This window comes from Variovorax sp. WDL1 (assembly GCF_001541225.1).
Lineage (GTDB): Bacteria > Pseudomonadota > Gammaproteobacteria > Burkholderiales > Burkholderiaceae_C > Variovorax.
This window is the reverse complement of sequence record NZ_LMTS01000153.1, coordinates 57,608-77,034: the sequence shown is the minus strand read 5'-3', so window position 1 is coordinate 77,034 and position 19,427 is coordinate 57,608. Positions and strand designations below refer to the sequence as shown.

Genomic DNA, 19,427 nt, shown 5'->3' with positions numbered 1-19,427 from the left:
GAGTAGAAACAGGGCCGCAGCCAAACGTGGTGGTTGCAAAATGAGTAAAGCCGAAAAGCTAATCGAAAGTAGACACATTCTGGCATGCACGCCTGTGATGCCAGATTTAGCGAGAGACAATTATCAAATGACTGTGCAGTTTTCCAACGTAGGAATCATCGGAGCTGGCGCGATGGGGCGAGGCATTGCCCAGATCGCTGCCCAGGCCGGCAGCCAGGTGCTGCTGCTCGACAGCTTCGAAGGCGCCGCTGCCCGCGGCCGCGATGCCCTCCTGGCCCAGTGGCAGAAGTTGCACGAGAAAGGCAAGCTGGACGAGGCGCAGCGCGATGCGTTGTCGGCACGCGTGCGCGCCGTCGATTCGATGCAGGCGCTAGCCGGCTGCGACCTGGTGATCGAGGCCGTGGTCGAGGACCTCGAGGTCAAGCGCAAGCTGTTTCGCGAGCTTGAAGCGCTGGTGGCGCCCTCGGCCGTCCTGGCGACCAACACTTCGTCGCTCTCGGTCACGGCCATCGCCGCGGCAATGGCGCAGCCACAGCGCATGGCGGGCTTCCATTTCTTCAACCCAGTGCCCCTGATGAAGGTGGTCGAGGTCGTGGCAGGCTTCAAGACCCAGCCCGAGCTTTGCAGTCAACTCGCCACCTATGCCGCGCAGATGGGCCACACCGCGGTGCAGGCCAGGGACACGCCCGGCTTCATCGTCAACCATGCGGGGCGTGGCTACGGCACCGAAGCTTTGCGAATCGCCGGCGAGGGCGTGGCTGACTTCGCAACCATCGACCGCATCCTCAAGGACCAGGCGGGCTTTCGCCTCGGACCCTTCGAACTGCTGGACCTCACGGCGCTCGATGTCTCTCACCCGGTGATGGAGTCGATCTACCGCCAGTACTACGAGGAGCCGCGCTTCCGGCCGAGCGTGATCACCGCACAGCGGCTCGCGGCCGGTGCGCTCGGGCGCAAGACGGGAGAAGGCTTCTACCGCTACGTCGACGGCGTCGCGCAGCAGGCGTCCGAGCCGCCCGCGCCGGCGCTCGACGGCTACCCGGCCATCTGGGTCTCCCCGCGCGCAGCACGGCGGCCGGAGCTGCTGAAGCTGGTACACACGCTGGGCGCCCAGTTGGAAAGCGGGGCCACGCCCTCCTCCGCCGCGCTGATCCTGGTCGCGCCGCTGGGCTTCGACGTCACCACGGTGGCCGCGGTCGAGCGGCTGGATGCCACGCGCACTGTCGGCATCGACCTGATGGTGGACGACGCCGCCACGAAGCGCCGCGTGCTCGCCACCAACCCTGCAACGCGGCACGACATGCGCGAAACCGCCCATGCCTTGTTCGCACGCGACGGCAAGGCCGTGAGCGTGATCCGCGACAGCGGCGGTTTCGTCACCCAGCGAGTGATCGGCACCATCGTGAACATCGCGGCCGACATGTGCCAGCAGCAGGTCTGCTCGCCTGCCGATCTCGACGTGGCCGTGAAGCTGGGCCTCGGCTATCCGCAAGGCCCGCTGGCGATGGGCGACCTGTACGGCCCGACCAACGTGCTCGAAGTACTGTTCAACCTGCAGACCGTCTACGGCGATCCGCGCTACCGCCCCAGCCCGTGGCTGCGACGCCGTGGCGCGCTGGGCTTGAGCCTCACCCATCCCGAAGCATAGGAGACAAGCATCGAATGAGCGCAGAACTGAAAAGCACGAGCGAGGGCCGCACCATGGTGCTCACGCTCTCCAACCCCTCGCAGCGCAACGCGCTCGGTCCCGAGATGTACGCCGCGGGCATCGAGGCGCTCAACGGCGCCGAGAACAGCGACGAGGTGCGCAGCGTGGTGCTGGTGGGCGAAGGCGCATGGTTCTGCGCCGGGGGTTCGCTGCAGCGCCTGTCGGCCAACCGCGAGCGCGAGCCCGCGGTGCAGGCCGAGAGCATCGAGGCGCTGCACAACTGGATCGATTCGATCCGCACCTTCCCCAAGCCGGTGATCGCGGCCGTCGAGGGCGCCGCCGCCGGCGCCGGCTTCTCGCTCGCCGTGGCCTGCGACTTCATCGTCGCAGCGCGCGATGCCGTGTTCGCGGCCTCCTACAGCAGCGTGGCGCTGTCGCCGGACGGCGGCCTGAGCTGGCACTTGGCGCAGTCCCTGCCGCGCCAGATCGCGAGCGAATGGCTGATGCTGGGCGGCCGCATCGACGCGGCGCGCCTGCACGCGCTCGGCCTGGTCAACGAGGTGACCGAGAGCGGCCAGGCCCTATCGGCTGCGCTCGCGCTCGCCGAGCGCCTCAATGCGCGTGCACCCAACTCGCTCGCCAGCATCAAGGAGCTCCTGGGCGAGGCGCGCGGCGCCACGCTGGCTGCGCAGCTGTCGCAGGAGCGCGACCACTTCGTGCGAAACCTCCACCATCCCAACGCCGGCATCGGCATCGCCGCCTTTCTCGCCAAAGAGACGCCGCGCTACGAGTAGCGGCGCGTCGCTCGGGCGACAGGCCCGGGCATTCCAGTCACGCACAGGACAGTTCATGGACGAGCCCATTCTTACCATCGAAGAACGAGAGGCGATCAATGGTGGTCGCTGGTTCTCTTCTCTTTCCCCATCCCTGCGTCACGACATTCTTCGATGCACCTTCGTCAAACGCTACAAGGACGGCGACCTGATCTGCGCGCGCGGCGATCCGCCCGAGCAGTGGATCGCCTGCGCCAAGGGCGCGGTACGCGTGAGCTCGACCGCGGTGTCGGGCAAGCAGGTGACGCTGACCTACGTGGAGCCGGGCATCTGGTTCGGCGACGTTGCAATATTCGACGGGGACCGGCGCACCCACGATGCCTATGCGCACGGCGACACCACGATCGTGTGCGTGGCGCGCGCCGATTTCCAGAAGATCCTCGCCAGCCACATCGAGCTCTACGAGGCCCTGATGCGGCTGCAGGCGCGGCGCATCCGGCAGCTGTTCGGCCTGGTCGAGGACCTCAACACGCTGCCGCTGCGCGCCCGGCTCGCCAAGCAGCTCATCCACCTGGTGCGCAGCTATGGGGTGCCCAACCTCGCCGACGGCAGCCAGATGCGGATCGGCCTGCACCTGGCGCAGGAGGAGCTGGCACAGCTGCTGGGCGCCTCGCGCCAGCGCGTGAACCAGGAGCTCAAGGCGATGGAGCGCGAGCAGGCGATCCGCATCGAGCCCGGCGGCCTGGTGGTGCTGGACCGCGCGGCAGTCATGCGCATTTCGGAAGCCGACGACCAATAACAGCAGAACCCAGAGACATGACCCAGGACTTCGACAACTTCGTCGGCACCCGCGCCGTTTCCAAGCAGCACGTCTTCGACATCGATGCTCTGACCGCCTGGCTCGAGACGAAGCTCGACGGCTTCAAGGGCCCGCTGACGGTCGAGATGTTCAAGGGCGGACAGTCGAACCCGACCTACAAGCTCAGTACGCCCACACAGAGCTACGTGATGCGCGCCAAGCCGGGCCCGGTCGCCAAGCTGCTGCCCTCGGCGCATGCGATCGAGCGCGAGTTCAAGGTCATGAGCGGCCTGGCCGGCACCGATGTGCCGGTGCCTCGCATGTATTGCCTGTGCGAGGACGAAAGCATCATCGGCCGCGCCTTCTACCTGATGGAGTTCATGGAAGGCCGGGTGCTGTGGGACCAGTCGCTCCCGGGCATGAGCAATGCGGAGCGCACGGCCATCTACGACGAGATGAACCGCGTCATTGCCGCGCTGCATACCGTGAAGTTCGCCGAGCGCGGCCTGGCCGACTACGGCAAGCCGGGCAACTACTTCGAGCGCCAGATCGGCCGCTGGAGCAGGCAGTACGTGGCCTCGATCACGCAGCCGATTCCCGAGATGGACCGGCTGATGGAATGGCTGCCGCTCCACATGCCCGAGAGCGCGCGCGACGAGAAGATGACCTCGATCGTGCACGGCGACTACCGGCTCGACAACCTCATGTTCCACGCCACCGAGCCGCGCGCCGTCGCCGTGCTCGATTGGGAGCTGTCCACGCTGGGCCATCCGCTGGCCGACTTCAGCTATCACTGCATGTCCTGGCACATCGCACCGGGCTCGTTCCGCGGCATCGGCGGCCTGGACCTGAAGAGCCTCGGCATCCCGACCGAGAGCGAGTACATCCGCAAGTACTGCGAGCGCACCGGGCTCACCACGCCCGAGGCGCTCGCGCCCGACTGGAACTTTTACCAGGCCTACAACCTGTTCCGCATGGCCGCGATCCTGCAGGGCATCGCCAAGCGCGTCGAAGCGGGTACCGCATCGAGCGAACAGGCCGTGGCCTCGGGCCGCGGGGCGCGGCCGATGGCCGAGATGGCCTGGCAGTTCGCGCAGCGGGCCTGATCCGGCCCGCGCCCTCACCTTACCCCACAGGAGACCTCATGGATTTCGACTACTCGGCCAAGACCAAAGACTTGCAGAAGCGCGTCACCGCCTTCATGGAAGACCACATCTACCCCGCCGAGGCGGAATACACGGCGGAGCTGGCGGCCAACACCGCGGCCGGCAAGCGCTGGACCGCGCTCGACACGGTCGAGAAGCTCAAGCAGAAAGCCAAGGCACAGGGCCTGTGGAACCTGTTCCTGCCGGTCGACAGCGCCGAGGTCTCCGGCTACAAGGGCGCGGGCCTCACCAACCAGGAATACGCGCCGCTGGCCGAGATCATGGGCCGCGTGCCATGGGCCAGCGAGGCCTTCAATTGCTCGGCGCCGGACACCGGCAACATGGAGACCATCGCGCGCTACGGCTCCGACGACATCAAGGCGCGCTGGCTCAAGCCGCTGCTGGAAGGCGAGATCCGCTCCGCCTTCGCGATGACCGAGCCCGAGGTCGCTTCGAGCGACGCGACCAACATCTCGACGCGCATCGAGCGCCAGGGCGACGAATACGTGATCAACGGCCGCAAGTGGTGGATCTCCGGCGCGGCCGATCCGCGCTGCAAGGTCTTCATCACCATGGGCAAGACCGATCCCGACGCGCCGCGCCACTCGCAGCAGAGCATGGTGGTGGTCCCATCCGACGCGAAGGGCATCCGCATCGTGCGACCGCTCAACGTGATGGGCTACGACGACGCGCCGCACGGCCATGTCGAGATGTACTTCGAGAACGTGCGCGTGCCGGTGGACAACATCCTGCTCGGCGAAGGCCGCGGCTTCGAGATCGCCCAGGGCCGCCTCGGCCCGGGGCGCATCCATCACTGCATGCGCCTGATCGGCCTGGCCGAACGCGCACTCGAACTGATGTGCAAGCGCGCCTCCTCGCGCGTGGCCTTCGGCAAGACCGTGGCCTCGCAGACCGTGACGCAGGAGCGCATTGCCGAGGCACGCTGCAAGATCGACATGGCGCGGCTGCTCACGCTCAAGGCAGCCTGGCTGATGGACGTGGCCGGCAACAAGGTGGCCAAGACCGAGATCGCGATGATCAAGGTGGTGGCGCCCAGCATGGCCTGCCAGGTGATCGACTGGGCCATGCAGGTGCATGGCGGCGGCGGCATGTGCGACGACTTCCCGCTCGCCTATGCCTATGCCGGCGCCCGCACCCTGCGCTTCGCCGACGGCCCGGACGAAGTGCACCGCAACGCGATCGCCAAATGGGAGCTGGGCAAGTACGCCGCCGGCAAGGGCAGCGACGAGATGCCTGTGACTCGCTTCTGACTGAAATCAGGAACACCGCGGAACCGGCTTTGCCGGGCCGCTGGTGTTGCCCCAGGAGGGTGGGTCAGTTCACAGTTTCTTTTGCAGGAACATGGCCTGGCCATAGGCCGGGTCGAGCTGGTAGTTGGCGAAGCCTTCGCGTACGTAGGCGCGCAGTGCGCTGTGGTTGGCAGACAGCACCTCCAGCGTGAGCTTGCAGGCGCCGCGCGCACGGGCCTCCTGCTCCACGCACGCCAGCATGCGCTGGGTGATGCGCTGGCCGCGATGGGTGGGCAGCACGACCACATCGTGCACATTGACCAGCGGCTTGCAGGCGAAGGTCGAGAAGCCTTCGATGCAATTGACGAGACCGACGGCCTGCTCGCCATCGTAGGCCAGTACGCTGAAGGCCTGCGCCCGCGCGGCCAGCGCCTCGGGCAAGCTGGCCAGCACCTCTGGCGCCAGCGGCGTTCCGCCGCCGGCCGGATCGCGCGCGTAGCTGTCCAGCAGCTCGACCAGCGCACGCGCGTGCACCGGGTCGCGGTAGTCCGCCAGCCGGACCTCGATCACGCTGCCGACCCTGCTGTCACCGCAGCAGCCAGGCGCTGCGCGCAGGCTTCGGCTTGCGCCGCGTCGCGCGCCTCCACCATCACGCGCAGCAACGGCTCCGTGCCACTCGCGCGGATCAGCACGCGGCCTGCATCGCCCAATTCGGCCTCCGCACGCCAGATCTCGGCGGCCAGCGTCTTGTTGGCCATCCAGTCCTGATCGCCCGTCAGGCGCACATTGATGAGCGTTTGCGGGAACAGCGTGAGCTCGGCCAGCATCTCGCCCACCTTCTTGCCGCTGCGCTGGCAGGCCTGCAGCACTTGCAGCGCGCTCACGATGCCGTCGCCCGTGGTGTGGCGGTCGAGCGCGAGCAAATGGCCAGAGCCTTCGCCGCCCAGCAGCCAGTGGCGCTTCTCGAGCTCTTCCAGCACATAGCGGTCGCCCACGCGCGCTCGCACCAGCTCGATGCCCTGTCCGCGCAGCGCAATCTCCACGGCCTTGTTGGTCATCAGCGTGCCAACGACGCCGGGCAGCTTCTCGCCACGGGTGATGCGCTCCATGGCCATCAGGTAGAGCAGCTCGTCGCCGTTGAACAGGCGGCCGCTCGCGTCGACCAGTTGCAGCCGGTCGGCGTCGCCGTCCAGCGCGATGCCGTAGTCGGCGCCGTGGGCCCGCACCGCGTCGATGAGCGCCTGGGGGTGCGTGGCGCCCACGTCCTTGTTGATGTTGAGGCCATCTGGCGCACAGCCGATGCTGATCACATCCGCGCCGAGTTCGTGGAAGACGTTCGGCGCTACCTGGTAAGCCGCGCCATGCGCGCCGTCCACGACCAGCTTGAGGCCGCGCAGCGTGAGATCGTTGGCGAAGGTGCTCTTGCAGAACTCGATGTAGCGGCCCGGCGCGTCGTTGAGGCGCCGCGCCTTGCCGAGTTGGGCGGAATCGGCCCAGGCAGGCGCCTCTTCCAGCGCGGCCTCGACCGCAAGCTCCCACTCGTCACTCAGCTTGGTGCCCTGCGCGCTGAAGAACTTGATGCCGTTGTCCGGAAAGGCGTTGTGGCTGGCGCTGATCACCACCCCGAGGCTGGCGCGCTGGGCACGCGTGAGGTAGGCCACGCCGGGCGTCGGCAGCGGCCCGAGCAGCACCACGTCCACGCCAGCAGAATTGAAGCCGGACTCGAGCGCCGACTCGAGCATGTAGCCGGAGATGCGCGTGTCCTTGCCGATCAGCACCGAAGGGCGCGCCTCCGTCTTCTTGAGTACGCGGCCGACCGCATGCGCGAGGCGCAGCACGAAGTCCGGCGTGATCGGCGCCTGGCCGACCGTGCCGCGGATGCCATCGGTGCCGAAGTATTTTCTTGTCATGGTTGGAGCTCCTGTCCCTGTTGTTCTGATCTCATTGCGCGCCAGACGGCCAGCGCCGCGACGGTTTCGCGCACATCATGCACGCGCACGATCGCTGCCCCGCGCTCGACCGCCAGCACAGCGGCCGCGACGCTCGGCGCCATGCGCCCCGCCGCCGTCTCGATGCCGGTGACCGCACCCAGCGAGGATTTTCGCGACCAGCCGACGAGGAGCGGCCAACCCGCGGCCAGCAATTCCTGCTGCCGAGCCAGGAGGGCGAAATTCTGCGCCACGGTCTTGCCGAAGCCAATCCCCGGATCGAGCACGATGCGCTCGGGCGCGACCTCCAGGGCCAGCAGAGCCTGCACCTGTTCCTCGAGAAAGGCGCGCACGGCGGGAACGACATCGCCTTCCATCGGCGCCGCCTGCATGGTCTGCGGATCGCGATGCATGTGCATCAGGCAGATGCCGCAGCCGGGGTGGGCCGCCACCGCCGCGCGCGCCCCTGGACGGCGCAGTGCCCAGATGTCGTTGACGATGTCGGCGCCCAGGTCGAGCACCGCGCGCATGACCTCGGGCTTGTAGGTGTCGACAGAGACTGGCACTTGCAGCTTCACCGCCTCGCGCACCACCGGCACCACACGAGCCAACTCCTCGTCCAGCGGCACGGCCGGACTTCCGGGCCGCGTGGACTCGCCACCGATGTCGAGGATATCGGCCCCCTCTTCCACCAGTTGGACGCAATGGCGCAGCGCGGCGTCCGTCGAGGCATGGGCGCCACCGTCGGAAAAGGAATCGGGCGTGACGTTGACGATGCCCATCACGCGCGGCTGCGCGAGATCCACCTCGAAACGGGCGGTGCGCCATCTCCTTGTCATGCAAGCTGTCCGGAAACAAAAAAAACGGGGCCAGAGGCCCCGTCGATCGACCCGAGCTTCATGCTCAGGCGGCAGTGGGCGCCGGATCAGGATTCACCGTCGGCGCGCCACCGCTGCCACCGCTGCCCGAAGGCGGGGTGCGCGGCGTCCAGTCCTTGGGCGGACGCGGCTCGCGGCCGGCCATGATGTCGTCGATCTGCTCGGTGTCGATGGTTTCCCATTCGAGCAGGGCCTTGGCCATCGCGTGCATCTTGTCGCTGTTCTCCTCGATCAGGCGGCGCGCCAGGGCGTACTGCTCGTCGATGATGCGGCGGACCTCGGCGTCGACCTTCTGCATGGTCGACTCGCTCATGTTGGTGGTCTTGGTGACCGAGCGGCCGAGGAAGACTTCCCCTTCGTTCTCTGCATACACCATCGGGCCCAAGGACTCCGTCATGCCGTAGCGCATCACCATGTCGCGCGCGATCTGCGTGGCGCGCTCGAAGTCGTTGCTCGCGCCGGTGGTCATCTGATGCATGAACACTTCTTCGGCGATTCGGCCGCCGAACAGCATGCTGATCTGGTTCAGCATGTACTCGCGGTCATAGCTGTAGCGGTCCTGCGCCGGCAGGCTCATCGTCACGCCCAGCGCACGGCCGCGCGGGATGATGGTGACCTTGTGCACCGGGTCGCACTTGGGCAGCAGCTTGCCGATCAGGGCGTGGCCGGACTCGTGGTAGGCCGTGTTGCGGCGCTCCTCCTCGGGCATCACCATGCTCTTGCGCTCGGGGCCCATGAAGATCTTGTCCTTGGCCTTCTCGAAGTCCTGCATCTCGACCACGCGCGCATTGCGGCGCGCGGCCATCAGCGCTGCCTCGTTGCACAGGTTGGCAAGGTCGGCGCCCGACATGCCAGGCGTGCCGCGCGCGATGATGCTCGGGTTCACGTCCTGGCCCAGCGGGACCTTGCGCATGTGCACGTTGAGGATCTGCTCGCGGCCGCGGATGTCGGGCAGCGTCACGTAGACCTGGCGGTCGAAGCGACCCGGGCGCAGCAGTGCGGCGTCGAGGATGTCGGGGCGGTTGGTGGCCGCGACCACGATCACGCCGAGGTTGGTCTCGAAGCCGTCCATCTCGACCAGCATCTGGTTCAACGTCTGTTCGCGCTCGTCGTTGCCGCCGCCGAGACCCGCGCCGCGCTGGCGGCCGACTGCATCGATTTCATCGATGAAGATGATGAAGGGGGCATTCTTCTTGGCGTTCTCGAACATGTCGCGCACACGGGCTGCGCCCACACCGACGAACATTTCGACGAAGTCGGAGCCGGAGATGGAGAAGAACGGCACCTTGGCTTCGCCGGCGATGCCCTTGGCAAGCAGCGTCTTGCCGGTGCCGGGAGGGCCCACCAGCAGCAGACCGCGCGGGATGCGGCCGCCAAGCTTCTGGAACTTGGCTGGGTCCTTCAGGAAATCGACGACTTCCTTCACTTCCTCCTTCGCCTCGTCGCAGCCCGCGACGTCGGCGAAGGTGACCTGGTTGTTGTTCTCGTCGAGCATGCGGGCTTTGCTCTTGCCGAAGCTGAAGGCCCCTCCTTTGCCACCACCCTGCATCTGCCGCATGAAGTAGACCCAGACGCCGATCAGGAGCAGCATGGGCCCCCAGCTCACCAGCAAGGTCATGAGCAGCGAACCTTCTTCACGCGGCTTGACGTCGAACTTGACGTTGTTGGCGATCAGGTCGCCGACCAGGCCTCGGTCGAGGTAGGTGGCGGTCGTGCGGATCTTGCGGTCGTCGTTGGTGATTGCAACGATCTCGCTGCCGCCCTGGCCTTCCTGGATGGTGGCGCTCTTGATGCGATTGCTGCGGACCTCTTCGAGGAAGTCGGAATAACCGACGTTGCCGGCGCCGGCGACGCCGCGGGTGTCGAACTGCTTGAACACAGTGAACAACACCATCGCGATGACCAGCCAGACGGCGACCTTGGAAAACCACTGATTGTTCAAACGAAGCTCCAGTAGAAAGCGCGTGGTACGGAAAAACAAAAAACGCGCTAGGGCACGCAATTGGCACCCATTTTAGGCTTTTCAAGCTGCGAAATGCCGGAATTTCCCTATAGCAGCCATAGGACGCGCACGGTTTTGAGCCGGGGGATGCCCAGCCCGTCGCGTTTCAATTCGTATCGGCGGACTTGAGCCCGATACCGACCATGAAGGTCTCCGAGGACTTGTCGCGCGATGCTTTGGGTTTGATCGGTTTCACGACCCGAAAATTCGCCTTGAAAAGGCGAGTCAGGTCTTCATACCCACTGCCGTGGAACAGCTTGGCAACCAGCGCGCCGTCCGGCTTCATGTGCTGGCGAGCGAAGTCGATGGCAAGCTCGATCAGGTGACTGACTCGCGCAGTGTCGGCCGACGCGATGCCGGACAGGTTGGGCGCCATGTCCGATACAACCACATCGGCCCGCCGGCCGGCCATGGCCTCCTCGAGCCTCGCCAGCACGTCGGCCTCGCGGAAATCGCCCTGCAGGAAGGTCACGCCCTCGATAGGCTCCATGGGAAGGATGTCGAGCGCGATGATGTTTCCCTCCAGCTGCCCCGCTGCCGCACCGCCTGGCGACAGCCTGCGCCGCACGTACTGGCTCCAGGCGCCCGGCGTCGAACCCAGGTCCACCACGAGCTGGCCAGGGCGAATCAGGCCGAGCGCCTCGTCGATTTCCTTGAGCTTGTAAGCCGCGCGCGCCCGATAGCCCTCTTTGGTGGCCAGCTTGACATAGGGGTCGTTCACATGATCGTGCAGCCACGCACGATTGACCTTGCTGCTCTTGGGTTTGGGGTTCATCGACACTCGATAATACGGGGATGCCCGCCATTCAACTGACCCCTGCCCAGCGCAAGGTACATCGCGCAGAAGCGCACCATCTGGACCCGATCGTCATGGTCGGCAGCGACGGGCTGACACCGGCCGTCAAGAAGGAGGCGGACGCCGCGCTCAAGGCCCACGGGCTGATCAAGGTCCGCGTCTTCTCCGACGATCGCCCGGCGCGCGAGGCCATGCTGCAGGCCCTGGCCGAGGACCTGAACGCCGCGCCGATCCAGCACATCGGCAAGCTGCTGGTCCTCTGGCGCCCCGTACCCGAGAAGGAGCGCACGACGGACGAGGACCGCATGCCCGGCCCTCGCGACGTCAAGGTCATCAAGTACAGCAAGCGCGGTGGCCAGCGGCCCGAGATCAAGACCCTGCGGGTGCTCGGCAACCAGCGGCTCACCCCCGGCGGCAACATCAAGCGCGCCAAGGCGAAGAAGAGCCTGTCGGTCAAGAAGCGCCGCCAGGCAGACTGAAGGATGCCCAGCCACGAAGGGGCGGCCCTCCCCCAGCGCCACATCCTCTGCATGAAATGGGGCACCAAGTACGGCCCCGACTACGTCAATCGCCTCTACGCGATGGTTCACCGGCACCTGTCCGGCGAGTTCAATTTCGTCTGCCTGACCGACGATCCGAAGGGCATCCGAAGCGAGGTGCAGTGCTTTCCGATCCCTCCGCTGGACCTGGCGCTGGCGCCGGGCCAGGCGGACCGCGCCTGGAAGAAGCTGACCACCTTCGAGGAGAACCTCTACGGCCTGCGCGGCCAGGCGCTGTTCATCGACCTCGACGTGGTCATCGTCGGCAGCCTCGATGCCTTTTTCGAGTATCCCGGCGAGTTCCTCATCATCCATGACTACGCCCGCCCGTGGCGACGCCGGCGCATCACGGGCAATTCTTCGGTCTACCGCTTCGAGATCGGCGCACATCCGGACGTGCTGGCGTATTTCCGCGAGAACATGGACGCGGTGCAGGCCAAATACCGCAACGAGCAGACCTACCTGTCGGCCTTCATGCACCGCAAGGGCACGCTGGCCTATTGGCCGCCCGAGTGGTGCCCGAGCTTCAAATACCACGGAATCCCGGCCTGGCCCACCAACTACTGGCGCGAGCCCTTCGTGCCGGAGGGAGCGCGCATCATGGTCTTCCACGGGGAATGCAATCCGCCCGATGCGCTCGCAGGGCGCCGCAACCGGCGCTTCCGCTTCATCCGGCCGGCGCGCTGGATCACGCAGTTCTGGAACGCCTAAGCCTCGCGGCGTCCAAGGCGCCAGAGCAGCACGCCGGTGCACAGCCACTGGCCCAGATACATGGCACTGCCGAGCGAGTGCCAGAGCCGCAGGTTCTCGCGCGCCAGGATGCGCGGCGCGACCGCGTATTCCTGCAGCAGCGCCAGCAGGAGGGCCGCGAGGATCCAGGCCACCGCGACCCGCGAGGGCTGGTCGACCCGATCCGGGGCGTTCGACCTGAAGTAGGTCAGCAAGACCAGCCCGCAGACCAGGGCCACCCAGCTCTGGGCCGAGAACAGCCGCCCGGCAAAGTTGCCGGCCATGGTCGGGTTGCCGAGCTGAGCAAAGAGCATCGGCACGACCAGGAAACCGATGGTCGTCAGGCTGCCCCACCAGAGGGCAGCCACCAGCAGCGCGATACGGTCTTTCACCACTCGGGCATCAGAGGTAGCTGACGCCCACGATTTCGTAACGCTTCACGCCGCCCGGGGCCTGCACCTCGGCGGTGTCGCCCTCCTCCTTGCCGATCAGTGCGCGTGCGATCGGGCTGGAGACGTTGATCAGGCCCAGCTTCAGGTCGGCCTCGTCCTCGCCGACGATCTGGTACCTGAGCGCCTCGCCGGTGTGCTCGTCCTCCAGCTCCACCGTCGAGCCGAAGACGATCTTGCCGCCCGCGTCGAGCTCGGACGGATCGATGATCTGCGCGTTAGAGAGCATTCCCTCGATCTGCTTGATGCGGCCTTCGATCCAGCCCTGGCGCTCCTTGGCCGCGTCGTAGTCCGCGTTCTCGCTGAGATCGCCCTGGGCGCGCGCCTCGGCGATCGCGGTGATGATCGAGGGCCGGTCGACGGACTTCAGGCGCTGCAGTTCGTCGCGCAGTTTCTCGGAGCCGCGCTTGGTGATAGGAATGGTATTGGCCATGTTTTGTCTCTCCAGAAAGCGAAACCGCCGAACGCTGCCGTTCGGCGGTTCATGGAAGGAAAAAGATCAGACGAGCGTGCGTCCGGTCAGCCGGCTCAGAATGGCGAGCGGGCTCGAATCGGGATTGTATTGCCTTGCGGCGGGCAAGTGCAGCGTCTGCTCCAGCATGTACTGGCCGGACATGACGGCGTGCGAGGTCTGGTCCGAAAAGCACACCCACACCGACCCGGCCGGAAAGGGTACGGTTTCCTGCCGGGCGTTGGTCTGGTAGTCGAGATCCGACTTCATGCCGTCGTGCAGCTGCAGCATCAGGTGGTCGTATTCGCTGCGGAACGACTTGGTGACGTGGAGGGTCTGCAGCAGCCGGGCTTGCCAGCGCGAGTAGGGCTTGGCGCGCGGCAGAAAGCGCTCGGCCACCGCCTCGAAGGGCTCTCCTACGCGCCAGACGCGTGGCGCGTCGTCGGGATTCACGTTGGTGAAGACGCGCAGGATGCGCTCGCCGTAGTTCGGACGCGAGGGGAAGGAGTCGATGTGCAGCCGGCGGTCGTCGGCGCGCCAGGACTGCACCCGGGTCTCAACCTGCGCAGGACGGTAGCTGGTCGGCGCCAGGCGCAGCGAGGGCGTGTAGTGCGGCAGCAGGCCGTGAATCAACTGCTCGGCGTGGGCGCGGAAGCGCCCCACCATCGCGGCGACGGCCTGCTGCCGGGCCTCGCCACCGGCCACGCCCTTCAGGCGGCCGCTGGCGTCCAGGCTGATGTTGCGCACGTCGGGCGACAGCACCGAGGGCGTCAGCAGCTCTCGCTCGGAAGGCTGCAGTTCGAAGCCCAGTCGCGGGAAGTGCAGCACCTTGCCAGCCTCGAGCGCGTCGATCCACGCCTCGTTGGCTGTGGCACCGGCCCAGTCGGCCAGGTCGAGTTCGACCAGCTGCGTTGCCATGGCGGTTCGTCACGCCTCCTCAGGTCGGCGCAAGCTGCGCGTGCATCTCCTGGACCGAGATCACGTCGAGGGCCTCCATGTGGCGCATGCCTTCCACGGCTGCCTCGGCGCCGAAAATGGTGGTGAAGGTGGTCACGCGTGCCAGCAGGGCCGAGGTGCGGATCTGGCGCGAGTCGGTGATGGCGTTGCGGCGCTCTTCAACCGTGTTGATGACCAGGGCGATCTCGTTGTTCTTGATCATGTCCACGATGTGCGGACGGCCTTCGGTGACTTTGTTGACCGTGGCACAGGCGATCCCGGCCGCGTTGATGGCGGCGGCCGTACCCTTGGTCGCGATCAGCTCGAAGCCCAGCTCGACCAGCCCGCGGGCGACCTCGACGGCGCGCGGCTTGTCGTTGTTCTTGACCGAGACAAAGACGCGCCCTGACTTCGGCAGGTGCGTGCCGGCGCCCAGCTGCGACTTGACAAAGGCTTCGCCGAAGGTCCTGCCCACGCCCATCACCTCGCCGGTCGATTTCATCTCGGGGCCGAGGATGGTGTCCACGCCGGGGAACTTGACGAAGGGGAACACCGCTTCCTTCACGCTGAAGTACGGCGGCGTGACTTCCTTCGTGACGCCCTGCGACGCGAGCGACTGGCCGGCCATGCAGCGCGCCGCCACCTTGGCGAGCTGGATGCCGGTGGCCTTGCTCACGTAAGGCACGGTGCGCGAGGCGCGCGGATTCACTTCCAGCACGTAGATCACGTCCTGGCCGTCCTTCTCCTGGATCGCGAACTGCACGTTCATCAGCCCGACAACGTTGAGCGCCTGGGCCATGGCCGCGCTCTGGCGCTTGAGCTCGGCCACCGTCTCGGGCTTGAGGCTGTAGGGCGGCAGCGAGCAGGCGGAGTCGCCCGAGTGCACGCCGGCCTGTTCGATGTGCTCCATCACCCCGCCGATGAGCGTCGCGCCGTCGGCATCGCGCAGGCAGTCGACATCGCACTCGACGGCGTCATTGAGGAAGCGATCCAACAGCACCGGCGAATCGTTGCTGACCTTGACCGCCTCGCGCATGTAGCGCTCCAGGTCGCGCTGCTCGTGCACGATCTCCATCGCGCGGCCGCCCAGTACGTAGCTCGGGCGCACCACCAGGGGGTAGCCAAGCTGCTGGGCCTTCTCCAGCGCCTCTGCCTCAGTGCGCGCGGTCGCATTCGGCGGCTGGCGCAGCTTCAGCTCGTGGAGCAGCTTCTGAAAGCGTTCGCGGTCCTCGGCCGCGTCGATCATGTCGGGGCTGGTGCCGATGATCGGCACGCCGTTGGCCTCGAGGTCGAGCGCGAGCTTCAGCGGCGTCTGGCCGCCGTACTGGACGATCACGCCGGTGGGCTTTTCCTTGTCGACGATCTCGAGCACGTCCTCCAGGGTGAGCGGCTCGAAGTACAGCCGGTCGCTCGTGTCGTAGTCGGTCGACACGGTCTCCGGATTGCAGTTGACCATGATGGTCTCGTAGCCATCCTCGCGCATCGCGAGCGCGGCGTGCACGCAGCAGTAGTCGAATTCGATGCCCTGGCCGATGCGGTTCGGGCCGCCACCGAGCACCATGATCTTCTTCCGGCTGCTCGGGTCGGCCTCGCACTCGTCCTCGTAGGTCGAGTACATGTAGGCGGTGTTGGTCGCGAACTCGGCCGCACAGGTGTCCACGCGCTTGTAAACCGGGCGCACGCCGAGCGCTCGGCGCTTCTCGCGGATCGCAGTGTCGGTGGTCTTCAGCTGGCGCGCCAGGCGGCGGTCGGAGAAGCCCTTCTTCTTCAGCGCCAGCAGCGTGTCGCGATCGATGTCGTCGAGCGACTTGGTCTCCAGCTCGAGCTCGATCTTCACGATCTCCTCGATCTGCACCAGGAACCATGGATCGATCTTGGTGAGCGCGTGCACCTCGTCGACGGACAGGCCCATGGCGAAGGCATCGCCCACGTACCAGATGCGGTCGGGGCCGGGTTCCCCCAGCTCCTTCTCGAGCACCTCGCGGTCTTGTGTCTTCTCGTTGAGGCCATCCACGCCGACCTCGAGTCCGCGCAGTGCCTTCTGGAACGATTCCTGGAAGGTGCGGCCCATGGCCATCACCTCGCCCACCGATTTCATTTGCGTGGTCAGGCGCGAGTCGGCCTGAGGGAATTTCTCGAAGGCGAAGCGCGGGATCTTGGTGACCACATAGTCGATGCTGGGCTCGAAGCTGGCGGGCGTGGCGCCGCCGGTGATCTCGTTGCGCAGTTCGTCAAGTGTGTAGCCGACGGCCAGCTTGGCCGCGACCTTGGCGATCGGGAAGCCCGTGGCCTTGGAGGCGAGCGCCGAGGAACGCGAGACGCGCGGGTTCATCTCGATCACGACCATGCGGCCGTCCTTCGGGTTGATCGAGAACTGCACGTTCGAGCCGCCGGTGTCGACGCCGATCTCGCGCAGCACGGCCAGCGAGGCATTGCGAAGGATCTGGTACTCCTTGTCCGACAGGGTCTGCGCCGGCGCGACGGTGATCGAGTCGCCCGTGTGCACGCCCATCGGATCGAGGTTCTCGATCGAGCAGACGATGATGCAGTTGTCCGCCTTGTCGCGCACCACCTCCATCTCGTACTCCTTCCAGCCGAGCAGCGATTCCTCGATCAGCAGCTCGTTGGTCGGCGAGGCTTCCAGGCCGCGCTTGCAGATGGTCTCGAACTCTTCCGGGTTGTAGGCGATGCCGCCGCCGGTGCCGCCGAGCGTGAAACTGGGGCGGATCACCACGGGGAAACCGACGGTCTTCTGCACCGCCCAGGCCTCGTCCAGCGAGTGGGCGATGCCCGAGCGCGCCGAGCCCAGGCCGATCTTGGTCATCGCGTCCTTGAACTTCAGACGGTCCTCGGCCTTGTCGATGGCTTCGGGCGTGGCGCCGATCAGCTCGACCTTGTACTTGTCGAGCACGCCGTTGCGCCAAAGGTCCAGCGCGCAGTTCAGCGCGGTCTGGCCGCCCATGGTCGGCAGGATGGCATCGGGCCGCTCCTTGGCGATGATCTTCTCGACCGTCGGCCAGGTGATGGGCTCGATGTAGGTCACGTCGGCCGTGGCCGGGTCGGTCATGATCGTCGCGGGATTGCTGTTGATCAGGATGACTTTGTAGCCCTCCTCGCGCAGCGCCTTGCAGGCCTGCACCCCGGAATAATCGAACTCGCAGGCCTGGCCGATGATGATCGGGCCGGCACCGATGATGAGGATGCTCTTGATATCGTTGCGCTTAGGCATTCTTCTGCCCTTCTTTGTGACTTTGCATGAGCGCCGTGAAGCGATCGAACAGATAGCCGATGTCGTGCGGGCCCGGGGATGCCTCGGGGTGGCCCTGGAAGCAGAAGGCGGGCTTGTCGGTACGCGCCAGGCCTTGCAAGGTGCCGTCGAACAGGCTGACGTGCGTGGGGCGCAGGTTGGGCGGCAGCGTCTTCTCGTCGACCGCGAAGCCGTGGTTCTGGCTGGTGATGCTCACGCGGCTGTTGTCCAGGTCCTTGACCGGGTGGTTCGCACCGTGGTGGCCGAACTTCATCTTGAAGGTCTTCGCGCCGGAAGCCAGCGCCATGATCTGGTGGCCCAGGCAGATGCCGAAGACGGGGATGCCGGTCTCGATCAGTTCGCGCGCAGCCGCGATCGCATAGTCGCAGGGCTCCGGGTCTCCGGGGCCGTTGGCCAGGAAGATGCCGTCCGGACGCAGCTTGAGGACGTCGGCCGCAGGCGTCTGGGCCGGCACGACGGTGATGCGCGCGCCGCGCTGCGCGATCATGCGCAGGATGTTCTTCTTGACGCCGTAGTCATAGGCCACGACATGGAACTTCGGCGTGATCTGCACGCCGTAGCCGGGCTTGCCGTCCACATGGACGAGTTTCCATTCGGTCTGGGTCCACTCATAGGTTTCCTTGACCGACACCACCTTGGCCAGGTCGAGGCCTGACATGCTGGGCGCGGCCTTGGCGTCAGAGATCGCCTTGTCGATCAAGGCCTGCGAAATGCTCTCGCCGGGCGCCAGGCCAAGGATGCAGCCGTTCTGCGCGCCGTGCGTGCGCAGATGGCGGGTGAGCTTGCGGGTGTCGATGTTCGCGATGGCGACAGTCTTGCCGCGCACCAGGTACTCGGCCAGCGTGGCGCTCTTGCGGAAATTGGACGCCAGGAGCGGCAGGTCCTTGATGATCAGGCCCGCGGCATGGATCTTGTCGGCCTCGATGTCTTCCTCGTTGACGCCATAGTTGCCGATGTGCGGATACGTGAGCGTCACGATCTGCTGGCAATAGCTGGGGTCGGTCAGGATTTCCTGATAACCGGTCATGGCAGTGTTGAACACCACTTCGCCGGTGGTGGCGCCTTGCGCGCCGATCGAATTGCCGAGAAAGACCGTGCCGTCTGCAAGCGCCAGGATGGCGGGCGGGAATTTTCCCTTGAGAGACAAAAGCACTGGGATCTCCGAATGGATGACGCCCACGGCGGACCCAAGATGAGGCTCTTGGTCGCGACTTTCGTCGAGGAGTTGGCTTGCGTGCGCTATGGGCGAGGTGTGAGCGGGAAAGCCCTTGATTATAGCCCGCGCCGGGTTATCCCTCGCTCGCCGCGGCGCTCGCGTGGAGGCAGATGGCCGCCGCCGCCGCGACGTTGAGCGACTCCTCCCCACCCGGCTGGACGATGCGCACCTGCAGGCTTGCGCGTGCCTCCAGCGCCGCCGAAAGCCCCTGCCCTTCGTGGCCCATCAGCCAGGCGCAGGGGCTCGGCAGGCGGGCCCGGTGCAGCCATTCGCCGCGGTGCGAGCTGGTCGCGATGCAGGGCACGGCCAGGGCATCCAGTGCCTCCAGCTCGACCCCCTCGACCAGCCGCAATCCGAAATGCGCACCCATGCCGGCCCGCAGCACCTTGGGCGACCAGAGCGCCGCCGTGCCCTTGAGCGCGATCACCTGGGCGAAGCCGAAGGCCGCCGCGCTGCGCAGGATGGAGCCGACATTGCCGGCGTCCTGCAGCCGGTCGAGCACCACGGTGGCGGCGTCCGGGGCGATCGGCAGCGGCGCCGGCAGGTCGAGCACGAAGCCCATCGCGGCCGGCGACTCCAGCCCGCTCACCGCAGCCAGCATTGCGTCGGCGACCACCACG

18 protein-coding genes are annotated in these 19,427 nt (G+C 66.4%); 7 read left to right on the top strand and 11 right to left on the bottom strand.

Going from position 1 to position 19,427, the window contains the following annotated elements; translation table 11 throughout:
• The first annotated feature begins 127 nt into the window (after nucleotides 1-127).
• The 5 genes from APY03_RS20470 to APY03_RS20450 are packed head-to-tail and all read left to right on the top strand — an operon-like array spanning nucleotide 128 to nucleotide 5,636.
• The gene (locus APY03_RS20470; protein WP_068679542.1) at nucleotides 128-1,648 is read left to right on the top strand and encodes a 3-hydroxyacyl-CoA dehydrogenase; all 1,521 of its coding nucleotides are present in this window, start codon (nucleotides 128-130) and stop codon (nucleotides 1,646-1,648) included.
• Nucleotides 1,649-1,662: 14 nt separating this feature from the next.
• Nucleotides 1,663-2,442: an oxepin-CoA hydrolase, alternative type gene (locus APY03_RS20465; protein WP_068679540.1), complete on the top strand. Its 780-nt coding sequence runs from the start codon at nucleotides 1,663-1,665 to the stop codon at nucleotides 2,440-2,442.
• A 55-nt stretch (nucleotides 2,443-2,497) separates the two neighbouring features.
• Nucleotides 2,498-3,220, top strand: a complete 723-nt coding sequence (locus tag APY03_RS20460) for a Crp/Fnr family transcriptional regulator (protein WP_068679538.1) — start codon at nucleotides 2,498-2,500, stop codon at nucleotides 3,218-3,220.
• A gap of 17 nt (nucleotides 3,221-3,237) precedes the next feature.
• Nucleotides 3,238-4,326 (top strand): phosphotransferase, encoded by a 1,089-nt coding sequence (locus APY03_RS20455; protein ID WP_068679536.1) that lies wholly within the window; start codon nucleotides 3,238-3,240, stop codon nucleotides 4,324-4,326.
• 38 nt (nucleotides 4,327-4,364) lie between these two features.
• Nucleotides 4,365-5,636, top strand: a complete 1,272-nt coding sequence (locus APY03_RS20450) for an acyl-CoA dehydrogenase family protein (protein WP_068679534.1) — start codon at nucleotides 4,365-4,367, stop codon at nucleotides 5,634-5,636.
• A gap of 69 nt (nucleotides 5,637-5,705) precedes the next feature.
• Here APY03_RS20450 and APY03_RS20445 read toward each other — a convergent pair whose 3' ends face one another.
• From APY03_RS20445 to APY03_RS20425, 5 genes are all read right to left on the bottom strand, one after another.
• Nucleotides 5,706-6,185 carry a GNAT family N-acetyltransferase gene (locus APY03_RS20445; RefSeq protein WP_068679533.1) on the bottom strand — a complete coding sequence of 160 codons (480 nt, stop codon included), beginning with the start codon at nucleotides 6,183-6,185 and terminating at the stop codon, nucleotides 5,706-5,708.
• A complete protein-coding gene (glmM, locus tag APY03_RS20440) occupies nucleotides 6,182-7,525 on the bottom strand; it encodes a phosphoglucosamine mutase (RefSeq protein ID WP_068679531.1) in 1,344 nt (447 codons plus the stop codon). Before glmM ends, APY03_RS20445 begins: the two co-directional genes overlap by 4 nt.
• Nucleotides 7,522-8,382, bottom strand: a complete 861-nt coding sequence (folP, locus tag APY03_RS20435) for a dihydropteroate synthase (protein ID WP_068679529.1) — start codon at nucleotides 8,380-8,382, stop codon at nucleotides 7,522-7,524. The genes glmM and folP overlap by 4 nt, the downstream gene beginning before the upstream one ends.
• Before the next feature lie 64 nt (nucleotides 8,383-8,446).
• Nucleotides 8,447-10,363 carry an ATP-dependent zinc metalloprotease FtsH gene (gene ftsH, locus APY03_RS20430; protein ID WP_068679527.1) on the bottom strand — a complete coding sequence of 639 codons (1,917 nt, stop codon included), beginning with the start codon at nucleotides 10,361-10,363 and terminating at the stop codon, nucleotides 8,447-8,449.
• A 166-nt stretch (nucleotides 10,364-10,529) separates the two neighbouring features.
• Nucleotides 10,530-11,198 (bottom strand): RlmE family RNA methyltransferase, encoded by a 669-nt coding sequence (locus tag APY03_RS20425; protein WP_068679525.1) that lies wholly within the window; start codon nucleotides 11,196-11,198, stop codon nucleotides 10,530-10,532.
• A 20-nt stretch (nucleotides 11,199-11,218) separates the two neighbouring features.
• Here APY03_RS20425 and APY03_RS20420 point away from each other — a divergent pair, with 20 nt between their 5' ends.
• Both APY03_RS20420 and APY03_RS20415 read left to right on the top strand, forming a co-directional pair.
• Nucleotides 11,219-11,698, top strand: a complete 480-nt coding sequence (locus APY03_RS20420; protein ID WP_068679523.1) for a YhbY family RNA-binding protein — start codon at nucleotides 11,219-11,221, stop codon at nucleotides 11,696-11,698.
• Between the two features lie 3 nt (nucleotides 11,699-11,701).
• Nucleotides 11,702-12,469 carry a glycosyltransferase gene (locus APY03_RS20415; protein ID WP_068679521.1) on the top strand — a complete coding sequence of 256 codons (768 nt, stop codon included), beginning with the start codon at nucleotides 11,702-11,704 and terminating at the stop codon, nucleotides 12,467-12,469.
• On the opposite strand, the gene APY03_RS20410 is transcribed toward APY03_RS20415, so the two are convergent.
• The 6 genes from APY03_RS20410 to APY03_RS20385 form a co-directional block, all read right to left on the bottom strand.
• The gene (locus APY03_RS20410) at nucleotides 12,466-12,879 is read right to left on the bottom strand and encodes a DUF4149 domain-containing protein (RefSeq protein ID WP_068679615.1); all 414 of its coding nucleotides are present in this window, start codon (nucleotides 12,877-12,879) and stop codon (nucleotides 12,466-12,468) included. The genes APY03_RS20415 and APY03_RS20410 overlap by 4 nt on opposite strands.
• A gap of 10 nt (nucleotides 12,880-12,889) precedes the next feature.
• A complete protein-coding gene (greA, locus tag APY03_RS20405) occupies nucleotides 12,890-13,369 on the bottom strand; it encodes a transcription elongation factor GreA (protein WP_068679519.1) in 480 nt (159 codons plus the stop codon).
• Nucleotides 13,370-13,435: 66 nt separating this feature from the next.
• On the bottom strand, nucleotides 13,436-14,305 hold the full coding sequence (locus tag APY03_RS20400; protein WP_068679517.1) for a Kdo hydroxylase family protein: 870 nt from the start codon (nucleotides 14,303-14,305) through the stop codon (nucleotides 13,436-13,438).
• Nucleotides 14,306-14,324: 19 nt separating this feature from the next.
• A complete protein-coding gene (gene carB, locus APY03_RS20395; protein ID WP_068679515.1) occupies nucleotides 14,325-17,552 on the bottom strand; it encodes a carbamoyl-phosphate synthase large subunit in 3,228 nt (1,075 codons plus the stop codon).
• A complete protein-coding gene (carA, locus tag APY03_RS20390; protein ID WP_068679613.1) occupies nucleotides 17,545-18,744 on the bottom strand; it encodes a glutamine-hydrolyzing carbamoyl-phosphate synthase small subunit in 1,200 nt (399 codons plus the stop codon). Before carA ends, carB begins: the two co-directional genes overlap by 8 nt.
• A 136-nt stretch (nucleotides 18,745-18,880) precedes the next feature.
• On the bottom strand, nucleotides 18,881-19,427 hold a 547-nt coding region (locus APY03_RS20385), incomplete at its 5' end, for a TrmH family RNA methyltransferase (RefSeq protein ID WP_232324345.1).